Raw genomic sequence first — 18,563 nt, forward strand, 5'->3', positions numbered from 1 at the left:
GATGCCGAATGTTTAGAAATGCATGCTTTTTAAATATGCATGTCGGTTCATGCGTGCTTTATTTAATTAGCTGTGAATGATAAAGTATAAATCTTTATTAAATTACTTGGTTTCTTTTTCTGCCCGGCATATTGTCGGTTGTTTTTTTATTCAAATTTAGGAGAAATACATGGCTTACGAACTTCCTGCATTACCTTATGCAAAAGATGCACTGGCGCCTCATATTTCGGAGGAGACCTTAGAGTTTCATTATGGAAAGCATCATCAAACCTATGTAACAAACCTCAATAATTTGGTTCCCGGTACCGAATTTGACGGATTGCCTCTCGAGGAAATTGTGGTTAAATCGTCTGGCGGTATTTTCAATAATGCGGCGCAAATCTGGAATCACACTTTTTATTGGAATAGCTTGAGCCCTAATGGCGGAGGCGAACCGACCGGCGATCTGGCAAATGCGATCAACAGAGCTTTTGGTTCGTTTGACGAATTTAAAGCGGCTTTTACCAAGTGTGCGGTTACCACCTTCGGATCGGGATGGGCATGGCTGGTAAAAAATAAAGATGGTTCTTTGGCCTTGGTTAGTACCAGTAATGCTGGCTGCCCATTGACCGAAGGTCAGACACCTTTATTGACTTGCGATGTATGGGAGCATGCTTACTACATCGATTACCGCAATGCACGTCCAGCATACTTGGAGGCGTTTTGGGCGCTAGTCAATTGGGATTTTGCGTCGGCAAATTACACTGCGTAATAGCGGCATTATCTATCATTAGATTCGACATCTGCTTGTTGTGTTGTGGTGCTGGGTTCACGTCGTCCTTGGATGAGGATGAGCGCACCGGCGCCGAAATTTGACTAGAAAAGTTTATTGACGGTAAAGGGCCCCAATTGCAGTTACAGTGGTTGGGGCTTTTTTATGCGCCGGGTTTGGCAGGCAGTATTTGCAAGGCAAGATTAATGAAAAAAGCAATCGACAGCAGCAGTATTCCAAGAGCCAATCCCATTTCGAAGTCACCTTTGCCGGTTTCTAATGCAATTGCAGTCGTGATTGTGCGGGTAGCGCCTTGAATATTCCCTCCGAGCATCATCGCGGCGCCAACCTCGCCAATGGCTCGGCCAAAGCCGGTAATGATGGCGGTCAATAAAATAAAACGAAGCTCGCTGATAATCGGGAGTATTTGATCGAAGGGGCCGGCGCCGAGCATTTTTAATGTATTCACTAAACGCCGGTCGGCCGATTGAACGCCAACCATGGTCATGTTCATGATGATCGGAAAAATCAAGCAAGCTTCGCCAATTATTACGGCTGTTTGTGTATAGAGCAGATCGAGTTCGCCTAATGGTCCGCGGCGATTCAGTAGTCCGTATAATATCAAACCTATCATAACGGTAGGCATTGCTGATAAGGTGTTTAGCAGATGTTGTAGAATACGTTTTCCGTGAAAGTCGCTAACTGTCGCCAATATTCCCAGTATGATCGCGCCAATCCCTGCAGAGACGGTGGCGATAAAGGCAATTTTAAGCGAAGTCCAAACGATGAAAAATATGTCGTGATCGAATTGTATAATGAGCCGAAATGCGGCGGCTAATGCTTCACTAAAATAAGTCATTTAATAATGAGGTGGCGACTACGGGATTGGGCTGTATTATATCTTTCACGCTTTAAATTTCGGCAGTGCCTAAGGAAGCGCCGGGGCGCTCGGTCCCTCACTTAATGCTAGGTGAGGGGCTGGGATAGAGTCATGGATGTATCCTCGGCGTCCTTTGGCGGGCCTCAGGTGCCGAATTTTGATCCACGATGGGGGGTATATCAAGGGCGTAGCCAATCGCCTGACTTGCCGCCGGATTTTTTGAGTAGGCGTACACCTTGAATGGTCATGCCCCGGTCCACAGCTTTGCACATGTCGTAAACAGTCAGTAACGAGACTTGTATAGCGGTCAAAGCTTCCATTTCGACCCCGGTTTGTCCTCGGGTTTTGACGGTGGTTCGGCAATACACTCGACTTGTGTCATTTTCGATTTCAAGGTTGACTTCGACGTGCGAAATAGGTAACGGATGGCATAATGGAACAAGGTCGGCAGTCTTTTTGCTGGCCATGATGCCCGCGATCCTGGCAATACCCAGTACATCGCCTTTTTTATGTGTCCCTTGCTCGATGAGTGCTAGTGTCGTCGGGTTCATTTCAATATAGCCCTCGGCGATAGCGACTCTTTCGGTTATATCCTTATTGCCGACATCTACCATGTGGGCTTCGCCGGATTGGTTAAAATGGGTCAGTTGGGTCATGGAGTTTAAATGAGATGATTAAAATGGTTATGTGTCTTTATTATCTTATCTTTTCAGTTTAGCGTGAATGATTATGTCAGTTAAAGTTCGTTATTTTGCCAGTTTAAAGGATAGTATCGGTCGCTCCGAAGATCTGGTTGATGTGAACGGTATAGTGACGGTGGCGGAAATTTGGGCGATGGCCAATGCTAACCGGCCGATGCCGGACAATATATTGGCTGCGGTAAACATGGAATATGTCGATATTGAGCATTCGGTTCAAAACGGCGATGAAGTGGCTTTTTTTCCGCCGGTTACGGGAGGCTGAGACGATATGATCAAAATTAGTGCCGACTTATTCGACCCGTGGCATGAGGTCGTAGTGTATCAAAATTCGGCGAAGCATTGGGCCGGTAAGTTTGGAGCAACTAATGTATTCGTCGGGACGATGCGGGATTTTAACGATGGCGATTCGGTATCCGCTATGGTTCTAGAGCATTATCCCGGGATGACCGAAAAGCAATTGGATGATATCGTAGAGCAAGCAATACGCGATTGGCATTTGCTGGATGCTTTGGTCGTGCATCGAGTTGGCGAGATTAAACCGAATGAACCGATTGTGTTGGTCGCGGTTTGGGCTTCGCATCGAGGTGATGCTTTCGACGCGGGGCGTCAGATCATGGAGGCGCTGAAAAATAAAGCGCCGTTCTGGAAAAAAGAGCGATTGCAAAATGGCGACGAACGCTGGGTTGAGCATAATACCGATGGTTATTTGCGCTCTCCAAAAAACGATTTTTCGGTGTTTTCGGATTGAGCAGGGCGAGGTTTTATAACTTCGTCCTAAACGTTCTGAGCTTTATTGAGGGTTCGGTTACTTGCTTGATTGGACGCAGTGAACCCAGCACTTAAACTATTCAAGATAGTTATACCCATAACAGATCAAATTTCGACACTGGGAGCGTCAAAGGACGCCGTGAATACGTCCCTGTAGGCTCTATGCCAGTCCCACACCTAGCGTTAGGTGAGGGACCGAGCACCCCGGTGCCTCCTTAGGCGCTGCCGAATTTTGAAGTACGAAAGGTATAACCATGGCCAATGGGCTATGGAATTTTGGTGCTAGGTGAATACGTCCATGGCTTGGCGGCAGCGCTCGAGCGCCAAGGATGGTGTGAATGAAGATTTAGCAGGAACAAAACTGCAGTCGACATCCTCGCCACACCCCTATGCCTTCATAACGTTACCAATTTTTGACATATATACCGAAGGGAATAATTAGTGTTAGGTTTTTTAACGAAAATGCAAGCGGAGTTAGGCGAGTCGGTTAATTATCGATTGGCTTTAGGCGAGGATGGCATAGATCTAAATCAGTTTATCGGTCGCCCGGTAACGTTGCGCTTTACCGGTAAGATTGCTTGCGTTCATTGCGGGCGGGACACTAAAAAAAGTTTTAGCCAAGGTTATTGTTATCCTTGTTTTGTGTCGCTCGCGCAATGCGATATGTGTATTTTAAAGCCGGAAAAATGTCACTATCATCAAGGTACCTGCCGCGAACCGGAGTGGGGTGAAACATTTTGTTTTCAACCGCATTATGTTTATTTGGCCAATGCTTCCGGTATTAAAGTCGGAATTACACGGCAAACGCAGATTCCGACACGGTGGATCGACCAAGGCGCTATACAGGCATTGCCCATTATGAAAGTGGCCTCGCGCTATGTGTCAGGATTGGTCGAAGTCGCAATTAGTCGATATGTCAGCGATAAAACCAGTTGGCAGCAAATGCTCAAAAACAATACAACGCCGGCTGATTTATGCGCTAAGCGCGATGAGCTTTTGGCATTGTGTCGTGAAGAGTTGGCTGATATTACCGCGCGCTTCCGCGATAGTGCGATCGAATATCTGCCGAATGCCGAGTCGGTAGATATCGCTTATCCGGTTCATCGTTATCCGGCTAAGGTCAAATCCTTTAATTTCGATAAGCAAGCGGAGGTCGGAGGGGTTTTGGAAGGGATAAAAGGTCAATATTTGTTATTTGACACAGGCGTCATCAATGTTCGAAAATTTTCAGGTTATCAGGTCGAATTTTGGGCAGACTAAAAGCGATAACGCTTTTCTTCCCGGTAGTAGTCTTCGAATCCGACGGTTTCGGTCAATTCCTTGAAGCTCAGTGTTTTCGGTGTGTTTTGGCCGGTTTTGAGCCCATGTAGCGCGTTTTGCATCGCGACAATCGAGGCATTGAGTAGCGTCAATGGATAAACGGCAATTTTATAACCCATCGCTTCGAGTTGCTCGTGGGGCAATAGCGGTGTTTTTCCGTTTTCGATCAAATTAGCAACTTTGTGTCCCGGTACTTCGGCGCAATAGCGGCGCATTTCTTGTTCGCTTTCCGGAGCTTCCAGAAAATTGATATCGGCACCAATTTCGTGAAATAGATTTGCGCGCCGGATCGCTTCGTCTAGGTCGTGGGTGGCTCGGGCGTCGGTTCGAGCCATGATCAGTATGTCGGCACCTTCGTTGCGGGCGTCTACGGCTGCTTGTATCCGCATTGCGGCTTCGTCGCGTCCGACAACCGATTTGCCTCGGGTATGTCCGCAGCGTTTGGGAGCGATTTGATCTTCCAGCATAATGCAGGCAAAACCGGCTTGAGCATAACCTTGTACGGTTCTCTTGATGTTGAGCGCGTTTCCGAAACCGGTATCGCCGTCGCCCCAGATAGGAATCGACACGGCATTGCAAATATTACGCCCCTGATCGAGCAATTCGGCATAAGTAATCAGGCCCGTATCCGGCAGGCCGAGGCGGTCGGCCGAAACCGCAAAACCACTCATAAAAGCCGTGCTGAAGCCAGCTTTTTCGCATAGTTTTGCAGATAATGCATCATGACAGCCCGGCATCACGATAATTCCGGGGCGGGCGAGTAACAGGCGTAATTTTTCGGCGGCGTTCATTGGCTTGATTCAAATTTGGACAGAGGTTTTCAGTCAGTCGGTTTCGGTAGTGCTGCTGGAATGGTCTCCAAGCTTTTCCGGCAGATATCCGATATGATGGGTTATGCGTTGTTGAATTCGATCCATGAATTAAGCGCTTTATAACCCATTGATCATGTCATGTTTAGCGATGCTGCTCATGTCATCAAAGTCTTGATTTGTCTTGACGAACAAGTGCAAAACCAGTAGTTTATCTAACCTTTTTTTAAAATAAAACCAAGCGATTCAGTCATGAATAGGTTTTATTGATCACCTGATAGTTAATGCAGAGGGTAATAGTGTGGAGCTAAACGGCGCACAAATTTTGGTTCAAAGTCTCAAAGACGAAGGAGTGGAGTATATATTCGGCTATCCTGGCGGAGCAGTGCTGCATATCTACGACGCTATTTTTCAACAAGACGACGTTAAGCATATTCTGGTGCGCCATGAACAAGGCGCCACTCATGCCGCGGATGCCTATGCGCGCGCGACCGGAAAAACGGGAGTCGTTTTAGTGACTTCCGGTCCGGGGGCTACAAACGCGGTAACCGGTATTGCGACCGCTTATATGGACTCAATTCCAATGGTGGTGATCTCAGGGCAGGTGCCGTCGCCGGTCATCGGTAGCGATGCATTTCAAGAAGTCGACATGGTGGGAATTAGTCGCCCGTGCGTCAAGCACAACTTTTTGGTCAAAGACGTTACCAAGTTGGCTGAAACCATTAAAAAAGCTTTTTATGTCGCATCGACCGGGCGCCCCGGTCCTGTGGTTGTCGACGTGCCGAAAGATATTACCGACCCTAATATCAAAGTGCCTTATAAGTATCCGCGTAAAGTCATTATGCGTTCTTACAATCCCGCCGTCGAAGGGCATAAAGGCCAAATCAAGAAAGCAGTCGAGTTGCTCTTGTCCGCTCAGCGTCCGATGATTTATTCGGGTGGTGGAGTGATCCTCGGCGAAGCAAGTCGGGAATTGATCGAGTTGACTCGAACACTGGGTTACCCGATTACCAATACGCTAATGGGTTTAGGCGCCTATCCTGCCACCGATAAGCAATTCATCGGAATGTTGGGTATGCATGGCACCTACGAGGCGAATATGGGCATGCATGAGAGTGATGTGATTCTTGCCGTCGGCGCACGTTTCGATGACCGGGTTACCGGCAAATTAGCCGAATTTTGTCCTTACGCCAAAATTATTCATATCGACGTCGATCCTGCATCAATATCGAAAACCGTCAAAGTCGATATACCGATCGTTGGGCAAGTCAAACCCGTTTTGACGCAAATGATCGAGCAGGTCAAAGAGAGCAAAAAGCAGCCATCCAAAAAAGCCTTGGCGGCATGGTGGGAGCAAATCGACAAATGGCGCTCAGTGCAATGTCTGGAATATGATCGCGAAAGTTCGTTGATCAAGCCGCAGTATGTTATCGAGCAGCTTTACGAAGTAACGAAAGGCGATGCTTACATTACTTCGGATGTCGGTCAGCATCAAATGTATGCAGCCCAGTACTACCATTTCGATAAGCCTCGTCGCTGGATCAATTCGGGCGGATTGGGTACGATGGGCTTCGGTTTGCCGGCTGCGATCGGCGTTAAATTGGCGTTTCCGGAAGCGGATGTCGCTTGCGTGACCGGTGAAGCCAGTATTCAAATGTGCATACAAGAGCTGTCGACTGCGCTGCAGTATAAAACGCCGGTCAAGATCATTAATTTGAATAATCGCTACATGGGTATGGTGCGGCAATGGCAGGAGTTTTCTTATCAAAGCCGTTATTCGCATTCTTACATGGATACCTTGCCCGACTTCGTTAAACTAGCCGAGGCTTATGGTCATGTCGGCATGCTGGTCGAAAACAAAGCCGATTTGCGCTCCGCTCTGGAAGAGGCGTTCGCGATGAAAGATAGAACCGTATTTCTGGACATCATTACCGACCGCACAGAAAACGTTTACCCAATGATAGAGTCCGGTAAGGGGCATCACGATATGAAATTGCGGGTTGCCCCAGGTACACCCACGGACAGGGAGTTGGCATAATGAGGCATATAATCTCAATTTTAATTGAAAATGAAGCCGGCGCATTATCGAGAGTCGCCGGTCTTTTTTCGGCGCGCGGCTACAACATCGAATCGTTGACCGTCGCGCCGACCGAAGACTCGAGTCTGTCGCGCATGACTCTGGTAACGCGAGGCAATGATGATATCATCGAGCAAATCACAAAGCAGCTCAATAAGTTGGTCGATGTCGTGAAACTAATCGATTTGGCGGAATCGGCGCATATCGAACGCGAATTGATGATGGTTAAGGTCAAAACCAGCGAAGCTACGCGCGCCGAAATTAAACGTATCGCCGATATATTTCGCGGTCGAATAATCGATGTAACACCGACGACTTTCGTGATCGAAATGACCGGAACATCGGATAAATTGGACGCCTTCGTCAAGTCAATCGATGAAACGACTATCATCGAAGTGGTCCGGTCGGGCGCTACCGGAATATGCCGGGGCGAAAAAGGGCTGCATCTCTAGAATTCAAAGCAAACATTATTCATAAAACAAAACGAGAAAACACATGCAAGTTTATTACGATAAAGACGCCGATCTTTCGATCATCAAAAGTAAAAAAGTAGCGATCATCGGCTATGGTTCTCAAGGTCATGCGCATGCCAACAATTTAAAAGACTCGGGTGTCGATGTCGTCGTAGGTCTGCGCGCGGGTTCTCCCTCGGTAGCCAAGGCCGAAGCTTCAGGCTTGACGGTTAAATCGGTTCCTGAAGCAGTGTCGAGCGCCGATGTCGTGATGATCCTGACGCCGGATGAATTCCAAGCGCAATTATACAAAGCGGAAATCGAACCGAATCTCAAACAAGGGGCAGCCTTGGCATTCGCGCACGGCTTTTCGATTTTGTATAATCAAATCGTGCCGCGTGCCGACCTCGATGTGATTATGATTGCTCCGAAAGCTCCGGGTCATACGGTGCGTTCCGAATTTGTCCGCGGCGGCGGTATTCCCGATTTAATCGCGATTCAGCAGGATGCCTCCGGTACCGCAAAGAGTATTTGTTTGTCTTACGCTTCGGCGATCGGCGGCGGTCGTTCCGGCATCATCGAAACCACCTTCCGTGATGAAACCGAAACCGATTTGTTCGGCGAGCAAGCCGTATTGTGCGGTGGTGCGGTTGAGTTAGTCAAAGCCGGGTTCGAGACACTGGTTGAAGCCGGATACGAGCCGGAAATGGCATACTTCGAGTGTTTGCACGAATTAAAATTGATCGTCGATCTGATGTACGAAGGCGGTATCGCGAACATGAACTATTCGATTTCTAACAACGCCGAATACGGCGAGTATGTGACCGGTCCTAAAGTCATCAACGAAGAAAGCCGTTACGCCATGCGCGAGGCGTTGGAAAACATTCAAAAAGGCGAATACGCGAAAAGATTCATCATGGAAGGCATGACAGGTTATCCGGAAATGACGGCAAGACGTCGCCTAAATGCGGAGCATCCGATCGAAATCGTCGGTGAAAAACTTCGCAGCATGATGCCATGGATTAGTGCCAACAAAATCGTCGATAAGTCGAAAAACTAATCGGATAGTGTCTCCGGGTCATGAGAGAGCGGCTTTTTTGCCGCTCTCGCATTTTAGATCGCGGGGCCACTTTTTCGTGTAACTGACGCGCTCTTTTGTCTGGTAGCGTACTTAATTTCATGTCCATCCCTTAATGACTTTGGCTTTAAACGAGATGTGCACCCACGTATGAGTTTAGCCATTGCGTGGCACAGATGATTCGTCTCCGAATCCGATTTCCAAGTCGCTATTAATTCATGAGTACTTTTTCGGCTCATTGTATAATCTGCGGCATTGTTTTATTGCAAATGTTGCAACAGTAGATAAAAAATATGACGCTTGAAAAATCTTCCACGCCCCGCCGCCGCGGTATTTATTTATTACCCAATTTGTTTACGACAGGTGCGTTATTTGCCGGTTTTTACGCGATTACATCGGCAATGGGCGGGCGATACGAAACCGCAGCCGTGGCGATTTTTGCCGCCATGATTTTGGATGGGCTCGACGGGCGCGTAGCGCGTTTGACGAATACGCAAAGCAAGTTCGGTGTCGAATACGATAGCTTATCCGATATGATCTCGTTCGGCGCGGCTCCGGCCTTGGTAATGTACCTCTGGGCATTTTCCAGCTTGGGTAAGCTAGGCCTGTTTGCGGCATTCGTGCACATGGCCGGCGGCGCATTGAGATTGGCACGTTTCAATGCGCAAGTCGAAACCGACGACAAACGCTATTTCCAAGGTTTGCCGAGTCCCGCCGCCGCCGCGATATTGGCCGGCTTTATCTGGATTTCGATCGAATACGATTATGATATCGATACGCTAAAATATGCGGCCCTAATTTTGACGATCGCAACCGGCTTACTAATGGTTAGTAATTTTCGTTATTTCAGTTTCAAAGGGATAGATTGGAAGGGTAAGGTGCCGTTTGTCGTCGCGATTGCCGTGATGTTGGGAGTTGCATTTGTGATGGCGCAGCCGCAAACCATGTTGTTTTTGTTGTCTTTAGGGTATGCGATTTCCGGACCGGTTTTTACCTTGGTCATGCGTCGCCGCAGACTTCATAGAAAGGCTTAACAAATTTCTTGAGGCAAAAAACACAATCGCGTATAGTCCAACTCATGAAATCCCACTTCTATATTACCGCCAGCAATTCAACAAGCACCGTTTTCGGTGCTGTTTTTCCGGCGCCGTTCAAACCAGCTCTTCTTTTCCTGCTGCCCTAGCGGGCACATACTTTATTTCTCCCCCCGTTATACACAATCTTTACTAATCAGTTTTCTTAACATCAAATTTCTTGATGAACGGAGTTCTCATGAAAGACAAATTAATTATTTTTGATACGACTTTGCGCGATGGCGAGCAGAGTCCGGGGGCGTCGATGACGCGTGATGAAAAAGTCCGAATTGCAAAAGCGTTGGAAAGAATGAAGGTCGATGTGATCGAAGCGGGGTTTCCTGCCGCGAGTCCGGGCGATTTCGAAGCGGTCGAAGCGGTTGCGAAAGCGGTCAAAACCAGCACTGTTTGCGGTTTAGCGCGGGCATTGGAAAAAGACATCGATAAAGCGGGTATGGCTCTGAAAGCCGCCGAAAGCTCGCGCATTCATACCTTTATCGCAACCTCGCCGATTCATATGCAAATGAAATTGCAGATGCAGCCGGAACAAGTGATCGAGTTGGCCGTTAAAGCTGTGAAACGCGCACTGCAATATACCGATAACGTCGAATTTTCGCCCGAGGATGCGGGGCGCTCCGAAGAAGATTTTTTGTGCCGGATATTGGAGGCGGTCATTGATGCCGGCGCGACTACACTGAACATACCCGATACGGTCGGTTACAGTGTTCCGCATCAATTCGGCGCGACAATCGGTAACTTAATTCAACGAATACCGAATTCCGATAAGGCGATTTTCTCGGTGCATTGTCACAACGATTTGGGCTTGGCGGTTGCCAATTCTTTAGCGGCGGTGATGAACGGCGCACGCCAGGTCGAATGTACGATCAACGGGCTCGGTGAACGTGCCGGTAATGCTGCGTTGGAAGAGGTCGTGATGGCGGTACGAACGCGCCAAGATGTTTTTCCGTGCGACACGACACTCGATACGACAGAAATCATGACTTGTTCGCGCTTAATCTCGACGATTACCGGTTTTCCGGTGCAACCGAACAAAGCGATCGTCGGTGCTAATGCCTTCGCGCATGAATCTGGCATTCATCAGGACGGCGTGCTGAAAAGCCGTGAAACTTATGAAATCATGCGCGCCGAGGATGTCGGTTGGGCCGCTAACCGCATGGTGCTGGGAAAGCATTCGGGACGCAATGCCTTCAAGACGCGCATGACCGAGCTCGGCTTTGAGTTCACCTCGGAAGCAGAATTGAACGAAGCATTTTTTCGTTTCAAACAACTGGCCGATAAAAAGCACGAAATTTTCGACGAGGATTTGCAGGCGCTGATTTCCGAAGTCAGTGTCAGCGCCGAGGATGAATACATCAAATTGATCGCATTGAGCGTTTGCTCCGAAACCGGAGAAGTGCCGACGGCGCGGGTTACTTTACGCATTGATAATCAAGAAATGACCGGCAGCTCCTCCGGGAGCGGTGCCGTCGATGCTAGTCTCAAGGCGATTGAAAGTCTGGTCAATACGCACGCCATTTTGGAATTGTATTCGGTTAACAATATTACCAACGGCACCGATTCGCAAGGTGAAGTCACGATTCGTCTCGACAAGGCAGGGCGCATCGTCAATGGCTTGGGCGCCGATACCGACATCGTTATCGCTTCAGCGAAAGCCTATATCAATGCAGTCAATAAATTGCATGCGCCTAACCAGCGCCGGCATCCGCAAAAAGGCGATGTTTAAGTTTACTTTTCTATCCGCTCGCGCACTTTCAAAGTGCGCTGAGCACACGACTAACGATGCTGGATACTGAGACTCGACTTCATTACCTAAAAGCGATCGGGATCGATGTTTGGGTTTCCCGTCAAGCGCCGGCTAGTGATCGAATAAACTCCGATGTAATTGATTTGGCGGCGACGCAAACAGCCGTATCCACTTTACTCGGTGATGTTCAAAAAACAGCGACACCGATTGTGCCTGAACCCCCCCTTGTTCCTGAAGTCGAAGCGCAGCCGATACTGTCCGATTCCAAACCAACGTGGGCGGATTTACAAAATGAAGTGGCGGCATGCCGACAATGTTCATTATGCGAAAGCCGGACGCAAACGGTGTTCGGCAGCGGTTCGGCAAGCTCGGGGTGGATGGTCATCGGCGAAGCGCCGGGAGAAAGCGAGGATCGACAAGGTGAACCGTTTGTCGGAAGGGCCGGTCAATTGCTAACCGAAATGCTAAGAGCCATTGGTTTAAAGCGCGATGACGTTTTTATCACCAATATTCTAAAATGCAGGCCACCGAATAACCGTGATCCTTTAACGACCGAAGTCGAAGCATGTAGCGACTATTTACATCGTCAAATTGCTTGGCTAAAGCCGAAAATTATTCTGGCGGTCGGGCGCGTTTCCGCACAAAATTTGCTAAAAACTGATAAAAACATAGGCCAGCTCAGAGGCACGGTGCATTCATTGGACGGCATTCCGCTAATTGTGGTATATCATCCCGCTTATTTGTTAAGGTCGCCGCTAGAAAAGCGCAAAGCCTGGCAAGATCTAAAACTGGCCATAGCTACATTTGACGAGATTAAAGGTTGAGCATGCGGGAGTTATTACAACGATTTAAAGATATTGTCGTCTATGATGCCGATCGTGAGTTCTACGCAAAAATCTTTCCGGACTCGGTAACTAGGGATGACTTGTTAAGGATGCGGCGCATGACCGGCAAAGACTTAAGCGCCGTCTTGACGATAGAAAATACTAACTACGATTTTCCATGGAGCGAAGGCGTTTTTAAAGACTGCTTCAAAGCCGGCTACAGCTGTTGGGTCTGTGAAGATGTCGATAGAATATTGGGCTATAGCATTGTTTCTATCGCGGTTGGCGAAGCGCATATTTTGAATATTTCAGTTGCACCGGAAGAGCAGGGGCAAGGTATCGGCCGTAAAATGTTGACGCATCTGATCGAGGTTGCCAGATGGTACAAAACCGAAACCATTTTTTTGGAAGTTCGCCCTTCCAATTCCGGCGCCATTGCATTGTATGAAAAAACCGGATTTAACGAAATCGGTATCCGCAAGGATTATTACCCCGCCCAAGAAGGGCGGGAAGACGCATTGATGCTAGCTTTGGAGTTGTTTTATTGAAGGGATTTCATTGCCGGTTCCCGTGTGTTCGCTGAATGAATAACCGAGTTCTGCTTCGGAGACGAGGCTGCGATGGGCATCGAACGAAATAGATTTCAACCTAAAAAGAGCAGTTGAGAGCCTCAAACTACCGTTCGCCCTGAGCCCTTCGGCTACGCTCAGGAGAGCCCTGTCGAAGGGTGAACGGTAGTTTGAGGCTTCACCAGGCGGGTGAAAGTGTTGTAGACCCTTCATGCTTCGACTTTACTCAGCACGAACGGTCTACAAAACATGGTAACTGCTCTTTCTAAGTTCAATGTTTAGGAATATGCGCAAAAACTTCTACAAGTAGTAAGCTTTGCGGCGGCTATCAGATTGCCATGGATGGCATGTATTGGGGCAATGCGGGCAGAAAAGTGCTCCTGCATTTTCTGCATTCATTACATCCTTGTAACTCAGCAATTGCCGAGGAGCAAAAATCTGCCCTGCCGCCTTACACCTGCCAATCTAGTAACCGATCCCTCCATAAAATAGGGGGACTTTTGATGTCCCAGTCCTAACGAGACTTTGCGGCTCGCCGGCCCGGTTGCTTGCGTTGTTTATTTCCGAAGCCGGTATGTTTGGTTTTAAATCGCTGCGTCTTAGCGGGTGCGGTGTCGACGGTGCCTTTCGGCTGAAATGTCGGTACCAAATGCTTTTTACCGTTGCCGATCAAATCGGCGCGGCCCATGTTTTTCAGAGCCTCGCGTAGCAGCGGCCAATTTTTCGGATCGTGATAGCGTAAAAAAGCCTTATGCAAGCGGCGTTGCTTGACGCTTTTCGGAATCGAAATATCCGGCGCCTTGCGGCCGATCTTGTGCAACGTGTCCTTGCCGGAGTGATACATCGCGGTCGCAATCGCCATCGGCGACGGCAGAAACGCTTGAACCTGGTCGGCCCTAAAGCCGTTACGCTTGAGCCAGAGTGCGAGATTCAGCATGTCTTCATCGGTCGTGCCCGGATGCGCGGCGATGAAGTAGGGAATCAGATACTGCTCCTTGCCCGCTTCCTTCGAATACTTATCGAACATTTGCTTGAAGCGATCGTAAGTGCCGATGCCCGGTTTCATCATTTTTGACAAGGGGCCTTGCTCGGTGTGTTCCGGCGCGATCTTTAGATAACCGCCGACATGGTGCGTGACCAGTTCCTTGACGTATTCCGGCGACTCGACGGCCAAATCGTAGCGCAGGCCCGATGCGATGAAGATCTTCTTGATGCCGGGCAGCGCACGAGCGCGCCGGTATAATTTGATCAAATGGGAATGGTCGGTAAACAGATTGTCGCAAATGCCGGGAAAGACGCACGAAGGCTTGCGGCAGGCCGCTTCGATCTTCGGATCCTTGCAGGCCAGTCGGTACATGTTTGCGGTCGGCCCGCCCAGGTCGGAAATGTGTCCGGTGAAATTCGGTGATGTGTCGCGAATCGCCTCGATCTCACGGATGATCGAATCTTCGGAGCGGCTTTGTATGATGCGCCCCTCGTGTTCGGTGATCGAACAGAATGTGCAGCCGCCGAAGCAGCCGCGCATGATATTAACCGAGTGTTGAATCATCTCGAACGCCGGAATGTTCGCGTCACCGTAACGTTTATGCGGCAGGCGCGAATAGGGGAGGTCGAACACACTGTCCATTTCCTGCGTGCTGAGCGGGATCGGCGGCGGATTGACCCAGAGTAATCGATTGCCGTGCTGTTGAATCAACGCGCGCGCGTTGCCCGGGTTGGTTTCGCCGTGCATCACGCGGGATGCATGGGCGTAAAGAATCGTATCGTCCTTGACGGCCTCATAGGCCGGCAGACGAATGACAGTTTGCGCGCGTTTGTCGTTGCCGATGCGTCGCTCGAAACGGATCACATTGCCGGCCGGCTTGCTGTCGCAGGCGGGTTCTTCTTGATAAGGGTTTGCGGGTGGCGCGACATGGCCCGGAATATCGACATCGGTCGAATCTTTTTCGAGCCAGCCTTCGGGAATTTGTTTGACGAAATGCGCGGTGCCGCGAATGAATTGCAAATCGGCAATAGCTTCGCCGTTGGCTAGCCGGTGCGCAATCTCGACGACTTGCCGTTCGGCATTGCCGTAGACTAAGAGGTCGGCTTTCGAGTCGAGCAAGACCGATTTTTTGACCTTGTCCGACCAATAATCGTAATGCGAAATTCGGCGTAGGCTCGCCTCGATCCCGCCAATGACGATAGGAACATTTTTAAAAGCTTCGCGGCAGCGGTGCGAATACACGTTGACCGCGCGATCAGGTCGTTTGCCTGCTTCGCCGCCTGCCGTATAAGCATCGTTAGAGCGGATCTTTTTGTCCGACGTGTAGCGGTTGACCATCGAATCCATGTTGCCGCCGGTCACACCGAAAAAAAGATTGGGTGCGCCCAGGCGTTTGAAATCTTCCGCGCTAGTCCAGTCCGGCTGCGAAATAATACCGACCCGAAAACCGTGTGCTTCGAGGAGTCTGCCTATCAGCGCCATGCCGAAGCTCGGATGGTCGATATAGGCGTCGCCGGTGACTAGAATAACGTCGCACGAATCCCAGCCGAGTTCGTCCATTTCGGCGCGAGTCATCGGTAATTCGGGCGCCGTTCCGAAACGGTGCGCCCAGTATTTGCGGTAGCCGAAAAGATTCGGCGCGCTAGGCATGGCGGGAGCAATCATGGTTTGATAATCCGGTTGAATAAAGTACGGTTGTTACGCTTTAAATCTTGCAAAAAAACGGGGAATTCCAGGTGGTATTTGTTTTCCAGAAGTTGCATGCGGCCTCGAAGTTCTTTTTGAGTCGGCATGGGCATGGGGTCGTTAAAAGCAAAGCCGATGACATTGCCCCTCCCGCGTACCGGCAGAAACAATAGGCGCCAGTCGAAAACCCTGCCTAAGTGCCAGGCGACATCCTGAAACAGCGCTTTGTCGGTGCCCCATAAATTGATGGTTAGCATGCCGTCCGGATTCAGCAAATTCTTGCAGCCGTCGAAAAACGCTTCGCCGCCGATCGAGTCGGACATGCCTTCATGATCGAACGCATCGATCATCAATAAATCGTAGTTTTCCGATGCCGTTAGACTCTTTTGGCGAATATAGTGCCCGCCGTCGCCGATTTTTATTTTCAGACGCGAATCGAGCGGTAAATCGAAATGGCTGCGCGCGATCTTGACGACGCCGCGCCGGTATTCTACGACCTTTATTTTACAGTCTTCGAAGTGTTGCAGTAAAAACTTTGCCAAAGATCCGCCGCCTAAGCCTATCATCAATACATCGCCGGGGGCGTCTTTAAACAATAGCCAAGCCATCATCGCGCGGGCATACAGCGAATGCAATTGGTCCGGATCGGTCAGCAACATACTGCTTTGCCGTGAAGACGAGCCGAAATGTAAGGCGCGGACGCCTTCCGATTCGACGATTTCGATGATGCCTTCTTCATCGAAGCTTTGGTGAACTAATTGTCCCTGGTATTTACGCATTGGGTCGGATAATTCGAAAGATGGAGGCTGGTTAATGAATAGAGTTAAGAATTGGTTTCTATTTTCGCCGAAATTGAGCGGCCTGTCTTAAAAAATCGGCGCTTAGGCACATTTATCGTGCTAATTTTCGGGTATTAGAGGTTTAAATCGACGGCAGCGATTTGATCCGATTATGCTAAAATTTACCGCCAACCGATTCAGACTCTATAATTAAGCGTTGCGTCGTTTAAATTCCCAAACGGCATGAGCCGGGTTTAAAAAAGCGGAAGAAGTGTTTTCCGTGTTTACACTGCATAATGTTTTTATAATCACAAACTTTATAACCACAAAGCTTAAATCTCATGAACAAACCAAAAAAAGTCGCAATTCTCACTGCAGGCGGTTTAGCGCCTTGCCTTAGTTCAGCCATCGGTAGTCTCATCGAGCGTTACACCGAAATCGACCCTTCGATCGAGATTATCTGCTACCGTAGCGGTTACAAAGGCCTGCTACTCGGCGATTCTTACGCCGTGACCCCAAAAATCCGCGAAAACGCCGCGTTGCTGCATAATTTCGGCGGTTCGCCGATCGGCAACAGCCGAGTCAAACTGACCAACGTCAAAGACTGCATCAAGCGCGGTTTGGTTCAAGAAGGTCAGGACCCTCAAAAAGTGGCGGCCGATCAATTAGTCAAAGACGGCGTCGATGTCCTGCATACGATCGGCGGCGACGATACCAATACCGCAGCAGCTGACTTGGCGGCCTTCCTCGCGAAAAATGACTATGGATTGACGGTCATCGGCTTGCCGAAAACGATCGACAACGATGTTTTCCCGATTAAACAATCTTTAGGCGCATGGACTGCAGCGGAGCAAGGCGCGCATTACTTCCAAAATGTCGTGGCCGAGTATAACGCTAATCCGCGCATGCTGATTGTTCATGAAGTCATGGGCCGCAATTGCGGTTGGTTGACTGCCGCGACCGCAATGGAATACCGCAAATTGTTGGATCGCTCCGAATGGCTGCCTGAAATCGGTCTCGATCGTGCGGCATACGAAGTTCACGGCGTTTTTGTTCCGGAAATGGAAATCAACCTGGCCGCGGAAGCCAAGCGCTTGCGCGAAGTGATGGATAAAGTCGATTGCGTCAATATATTCGTTTCGGAAGGCGCGGGTGTCGATGCGATCGTCGCCGAAATGCAAGCCAAGGGCCAAGACGTTCCGCGCGATGCATTCGGTCACATCAAGCTCGATGCAGTCAATCCGGGAAAATGGTTCGGTGAGCAATTCGCCGAAATGATCGGCGCCGAAAAAACCTTGATTCAAAAATCGGGATATTTCGCACGGGCATCGGCCTCGAACGTCGACGACATTCGCCTGATCAAATCCTGCGCCGATTTAGCGGTTGAATGCGCATTCCGCCGCGAGTCCGGCGTCATTGGTCACGACGAAGATAACGGCAACGTCTTGCGTGCGATCGAGTTCCCGCGCATCAAAGGCGGCAAGCCGTTCGATATCGACACGCCTTGGTTCGTGCAAATGCTTGGAGGAATCGGGCAAAGCAAAGGCGCGCGAGTCGAAGTAAGTCACTAAAAGCTGTTGTATTTTGGCCGGGCGGCAGTTGTTGCCCGGCTATTTATCAAGTGATCTTTTTCCTCACGCGAAGACGCGAAGGCGCTAAGGAAAGCAAAAAATCAAAACCGGACCGTTTAGCGGCAACGCGAAGGAAAGAATAAACAAGAGTCTGAAATAACACGTTAAGCTTGCTGGTAAATCAGGCTGTGATAGCAGCGCATTCATCATTCATTATCTCTCCTGATTAGCAAGATGCTTCAGCTTACCGAAGCCAAGTGTCCGAGCAGGGGCTAGTCGTAGTCGCAAAAACTAAAATATGCTGTTACCCAAGCTCCAGCTTGGGTAACCTGTTTAGGAAGCTCTAGCTTCCCGACAATCAAGAAAGATTGAACGAGCGAGTCGGGGTTGATTGAGAATGTGCGGAGGTTGTGTCGGTCACAGGAAGCTGGAGCTTCCGGGGTGTCTTTCCCAAGCTGGAGCTTGGGAAAGAGCG

18 protein-coding genes are annotated in these 18,563 nt (G+C 49.4%); 12 read left to right on the forward strand and 6 right to left on the reverse strand.

Going from position 1 to position 18,563, the window contains the following annotated elements:
* Positions 1 to 169: 169 nt before the first annotated feature.
* Complete coding sequence (gene sodB / locus ACRJJO_RS08805; protein ID WP_431065426.1) at positions 170 to 751, forward strand: superoxide dismutase [Fe]; 582 nt, start codon at positions 170 to 172, stop codon at positions 749 to 751.
* A gap of 163 nt (positions 752 to 914) precedes the next feature.
* Here sodB and ACRJJO_RS08810 read toward each other — a convergent pair whose 3' ends face one another.
* Entirely contained in the window at positions 915 to 1,610 is a 696-nt protein-coding gene (locus ACRJJO_RS08810) for an ABC transporter permease (protein WP_431065427.1), read from the reverse strand.
* Positions 1,611 to 1,810: 200 nt separating this feature from the next.
* Complete coding sequence (moaC, locus tag ACRJJO_RS08815; protein WP_404357508.1) at positions 1,811 to 2,287, reverse strand: cyclic pyranopterin monophosphate synthase MoaC; 477 nt, start codon at positions 2,285 to 2,287, stop codon at positions 1,811 to 1,813.
* Between the two features lie 73 nt (positions 2,288 to 2,360).
* Between moaC and moaD the strand changes: the two genes are divergently transcribed.
* The 3 genes from moaD (at position 2,361) to ACRJJO_RS08830 (ending at position 4,360) form a co-directional block, all read left to right on the forward strand.
* On the forward strand, positions 2,361 to 2,594 hold the full coding sequence (gene moaD / locus ACRJJO_RS08820; protein WP_431065428.1) for a molybdopterin converting factor subunit 1: 234 nt from the start codon (positions 2,361 to 2,363) through the stop codon (positions 2,592 to 2,594).
* 6 nt (positions 2,595 to 2,600) lie between these two features.
* Positions 2,601 to 3,080 carry a molybdenum cofactor biosynthesis protein MoaE gene (locus ACRJJO_RS08825; protein WP_431065429.1) on the forward strand — a complete coding sequence of 160 codons (480 nt, stop codon included), beginning with the start codon at positions 2,601 to 2,603 and terminating at the stop codon, positions 3,078 to 3,080.
* Between the two features lie 461 nt (positions 3,081 to 3,541).
* Positions 3,542 to 4,360 carry a DUF2797 domain-containing protein gene (locus ACRJJO_RS08830; protein ID WP_431065430.1) on the forward strand — a complete coding sequence of 273 codons (819 nt, stop codon included), beginning with the start codon at positions 3,542 to 3,544 and terminating at the stop codon, positions 4,358 to 4,360.
* Here ACRJJO_RS08830 and ACRJJO_RS08835 read toward each other — a convergent pair.
* Complete coding sequence (locus tag ACRJJO_RS08835) at positions 4,357 to 5,211, reverse strand: isocitrate lyase/PEP mutase family protein (RefSeq protein ID WP_431065431.1); 855 nt, start codon at positions 5,209 to 5,211, stop codon at positions 4,357 to 4,359. The genes ACRJJO_RS08830 and ACRJJO_RS08835 overlap by 4 nt on opposite strands.
* 319 nt (positions 5,212 to 5,530) lie before the next feature.
* On the opposite strand from ACRJJO_RS08835, the gene ACRJJO_RS08840 reads away from it, so the two are divergent.
* From ACRJJO_RS08840 to rimI, 7 genes are all read left to right on the forward strand, one after another.
* A complete protein-coding gene (locus tag ACRJJO_RS08840; protein ID WP_431065432.1) occupies positions 5,531 to 7,267 on the forward strand; it encodes an acetolactate synthase 3 large subunit in 1,737 nt (578 codons plus the stop codon).
* Complete coding sequence (ilvN, locus tag ACRJJO_RS08845) at positions 7,267 to 7,758, forward strand: acetolactate synthase small subunit (RefSeq protein WP_404357499.1); 492 nt, start codon at positions 7,267 to 7,269, stop codon at positions 7,756 to 7,758. The genes ACRJJO_RS08840 and ilvN overlap by 1 nt, the downstream gene beginning before the upstream one ends.
* A gap of 43 nt (positions 7,759 to 7,801) precedes the next feature.
* Complete coding sequence (gene ilvC, locus ACRJJO_RS08850) at positions 7,802 to 8,818, forward strand: ketol-acid reductoisomerase (protein ID WP_341326260.1); 1,017 nt, start codon at positions 7,802 to 7,804, stop codon at positions 8,816 to 8,818.
* A gap of 311 nt (positions 8,819 to 9,129) precedes the next feature.
* Positions 9,130 to 9,870 carry a CDP-diacylglycerol--serine O-phosphatidyltransferase gene (gene pssA, locus ACRJJO_RS08855; protein WP_431065433.1) on the forward strand — a complete coding sequence of 247 codons (741 nt, stop codon included), beginning with the start codon at positions 9,130 to 9,132 and terminating at the stop codon, positions 9,868 to 9,870.
* A 238-nt stretch (positions 9,871 to 10,108) separates the two neighbouring features.
* Positions 10,109 to 11,653, forward strand: a complete 1,545-nt coding sequence (locus ACRJJO_RS08860) for a 2-isopropylmalate synthase (RefSeq protein WP_404357496.1) — start codon at positions 10,109 to 10,111, stop codon at positions 11,651 to 11,653.
* A gap of 56 nt (positions 11,654 to 11,709) precedes the next feature.
* The gene (locus ACRJJO_RS08865) at positions 11,710 to 12,498 is read left to right on the forward strand and encodes a uracil-DNA glycosylase (protein WP_431065434.1); all 789 of its coding nucleotides are present in this window, start codon (positions 11,710 to 11,712) and stop codon (positions 12,496 to 12,498) included.
* 2 nt (positions 12,499 to 12,500) lie between these two features.
* Positions 12,501 to 13,046, forward strand: coding sequence for a ribosomal protein S18-alanine N-acetyltransferase (gene rimI / locus ACRJJO_RS08870; protein ID WP_431065435.1), 546 nt, complete (start codon positions 12,501 to 12,503; stop codon positions 13,044 to 13,046).
* Positions 13,047 to 13,581: 535 nt separating this feature from the next.
* On the opposite strand, the gene ACRJJO_RS08875 is transcribed toward rimI, so the two are convergent.
* Complete coding sequence (locus tag ACRJJO_RS08875) at positions 13,582 to 15,717, reverse strand: YgiQ family radical SAM protein (RefSeq protein WP_431065436.1); 2,136 nt, start codon at positions 15,715 to 15,717, stop codon at positions 13,582 to 13,584.
* Positions 15,714 to 16,517 (reverse strand): spermine synthase, encoded by an 804-nt coding sequence (locus ACRJJO_RS08880; RefSeq protein ID WP_431065437.1) that lies wholly within the window; start codon positions 16,515 to 16,517, stop codon positions 15,714 to 15,716. The genes ACRJJO_RS08875 and ACRJJO_RS08880 overlap by 4 nt, the downstream gene beginning before the upstream one ends.
* A 341-nt stretch (positions 16,518 to 16,858) precedes the next feature.
* On the opposite strand from ACRJJO_RS08880, the gene ACRJJO_RS08885 reads away from it, so the two are divergent.
* Positions 16,859 to 18,088, forward strand: a complete 1,230-nt coding sequence (locus ACRJJO_RS08885) for a pyrophosphate--fructose-6-phosphate 1-phosphotransferase (protein ID WP_431065438.1) — start codon at positions 16,859 to 16,861, stop codon at positions 18,086 to 18,088.
* A gap of 272 nt (positions 18,089 to 18,360) precedes the next feature.
* On the opposite strand, the gene ACRJJO_RS08890 is transcribed toward ACRJJO_RS08885, so the two are convergent.
* On the reverse strand, positions 18,361 to 18,563 hold a 203-nt coding region (locus ACRJJO_RS08890), incomplete at its 5' end, for a hypothetical protein (protein ID WP_431065439.1).

Source organism: Methylotuvimicrobium sp. (genome assembly GCF_050611805.1).
In the GTDB taxonomy this organism is placed as follows: Bacteria; Pseudomonadota; Gammaproteobacteria; order Methylococcales; family Methylomonadaceae; genus Methylotuvimicrobium.

Excerpts from the sequence above, each read along its gene's own strand:
- sodB (WP_431065426.1), top strand. The coding sequence starts at position 170 with ATGGCTTACGAACTTCCTGCATTACCTTATGCAAAAGATGCACTGGCG.
- ACRJJO_RS08810 (WP_431065427.1), bottom strand. The coding sequence starts at position 1,610 with ATGACTTATTTTAGTGAAGCATTAGCCGCCGCATTTCGGCTCATTATA.
- moaC (WP_404357508.1), bottom strand. The coding sequence starts at position 2,287 with ATGACCCAACTGACCCATTTTAACCAATCCGGCGAAGCCCACATGGTA.
- moaD (WP_431065428.1), top strand. The coding sequence starts at position 2,361 with ATGTCAGTTAAAGTTCGTTATTTTGCCAGTTTAAAGGATAGTATCGGT.
- ACRJJO_RS08825 (WP_431065429.1), top strand. The coding sequence starts at position 2,601 with ATGATCAAAATTAGTGCCGACTTATTCGACCCGTGGCATGAGGTCGTA.
- ACRJJO_RS08835 (WP_431065431.1), bottom strand. The coding sequence starts at position 5,211 with ATGAACGCCGCCGAAAAATTACGCCTGTTACTCGCCCGCCCCGGAATT.
- ilvN (WP_404357499.1), top strand. The coding sequence starts at position 7,267 with ATGAGGCATATAATCTCAATTTTAATTGAAAATGAAGCCGGCGCATTA.
- ilvC (WP_341326260.1), top strand. The coding sequence starts at position 7,802 with ATGCAAGTTTATTACGATAAAGACGCCGATCTTTCGATCATCAAAAGT.
- pssA (WP_431065433.1), top strand. The coding sequence starts at position 9,130 with ATGACGCTTGAAAAATCTTCCACGCCCCGCCGCCGCGGTATTTATTTA.
- ACRJJO_RS08860 (WP_404357496.1), top strand. The coding sequence starts at position 10,109 with ATGAAAGACAAATTAATTATTTTTGATACGACTTTGCGCGATGGCGAG.
- ACRJJO_RS08865 (WP_431065434.1), top strand. The coding sequence starts at position 11,710 with ATGCTGGATACTGAGACTCGACTTCATTACCTAAAAGCGATCGGGATC.
- rimI (WP_431065435.1), top strand. The coding sequence starts at position 12,501 with ATGCGGGAGTTATTACAACGATTTAAAGATATTGTCGTCTATGATGCC.
- ACRJJO_RS08875 (WP_431065436.1), bottom strand. The coding sequence starts at position 15,717 with ATGATTGCTCCCGCCATGCCTAGCGCGCCGAATCTTTTCGGCTACCGC.
- ACRJJO_RS08880 (WP_431065437.1), bottom strand. The coding sequence starts at position 16,517 with ATGCGTAAATACCAGGGACAATTAGTTCACCAAAGCTTCGATGAAGAA.
- ACRJJO_RS08885 (WP_431065438.1), top strand. The coding sequence starts at position 16,859 with ATGAACAAACCAAAAAAAGTCGCAATTCTCACTGCAGGCGGTTTAGCG.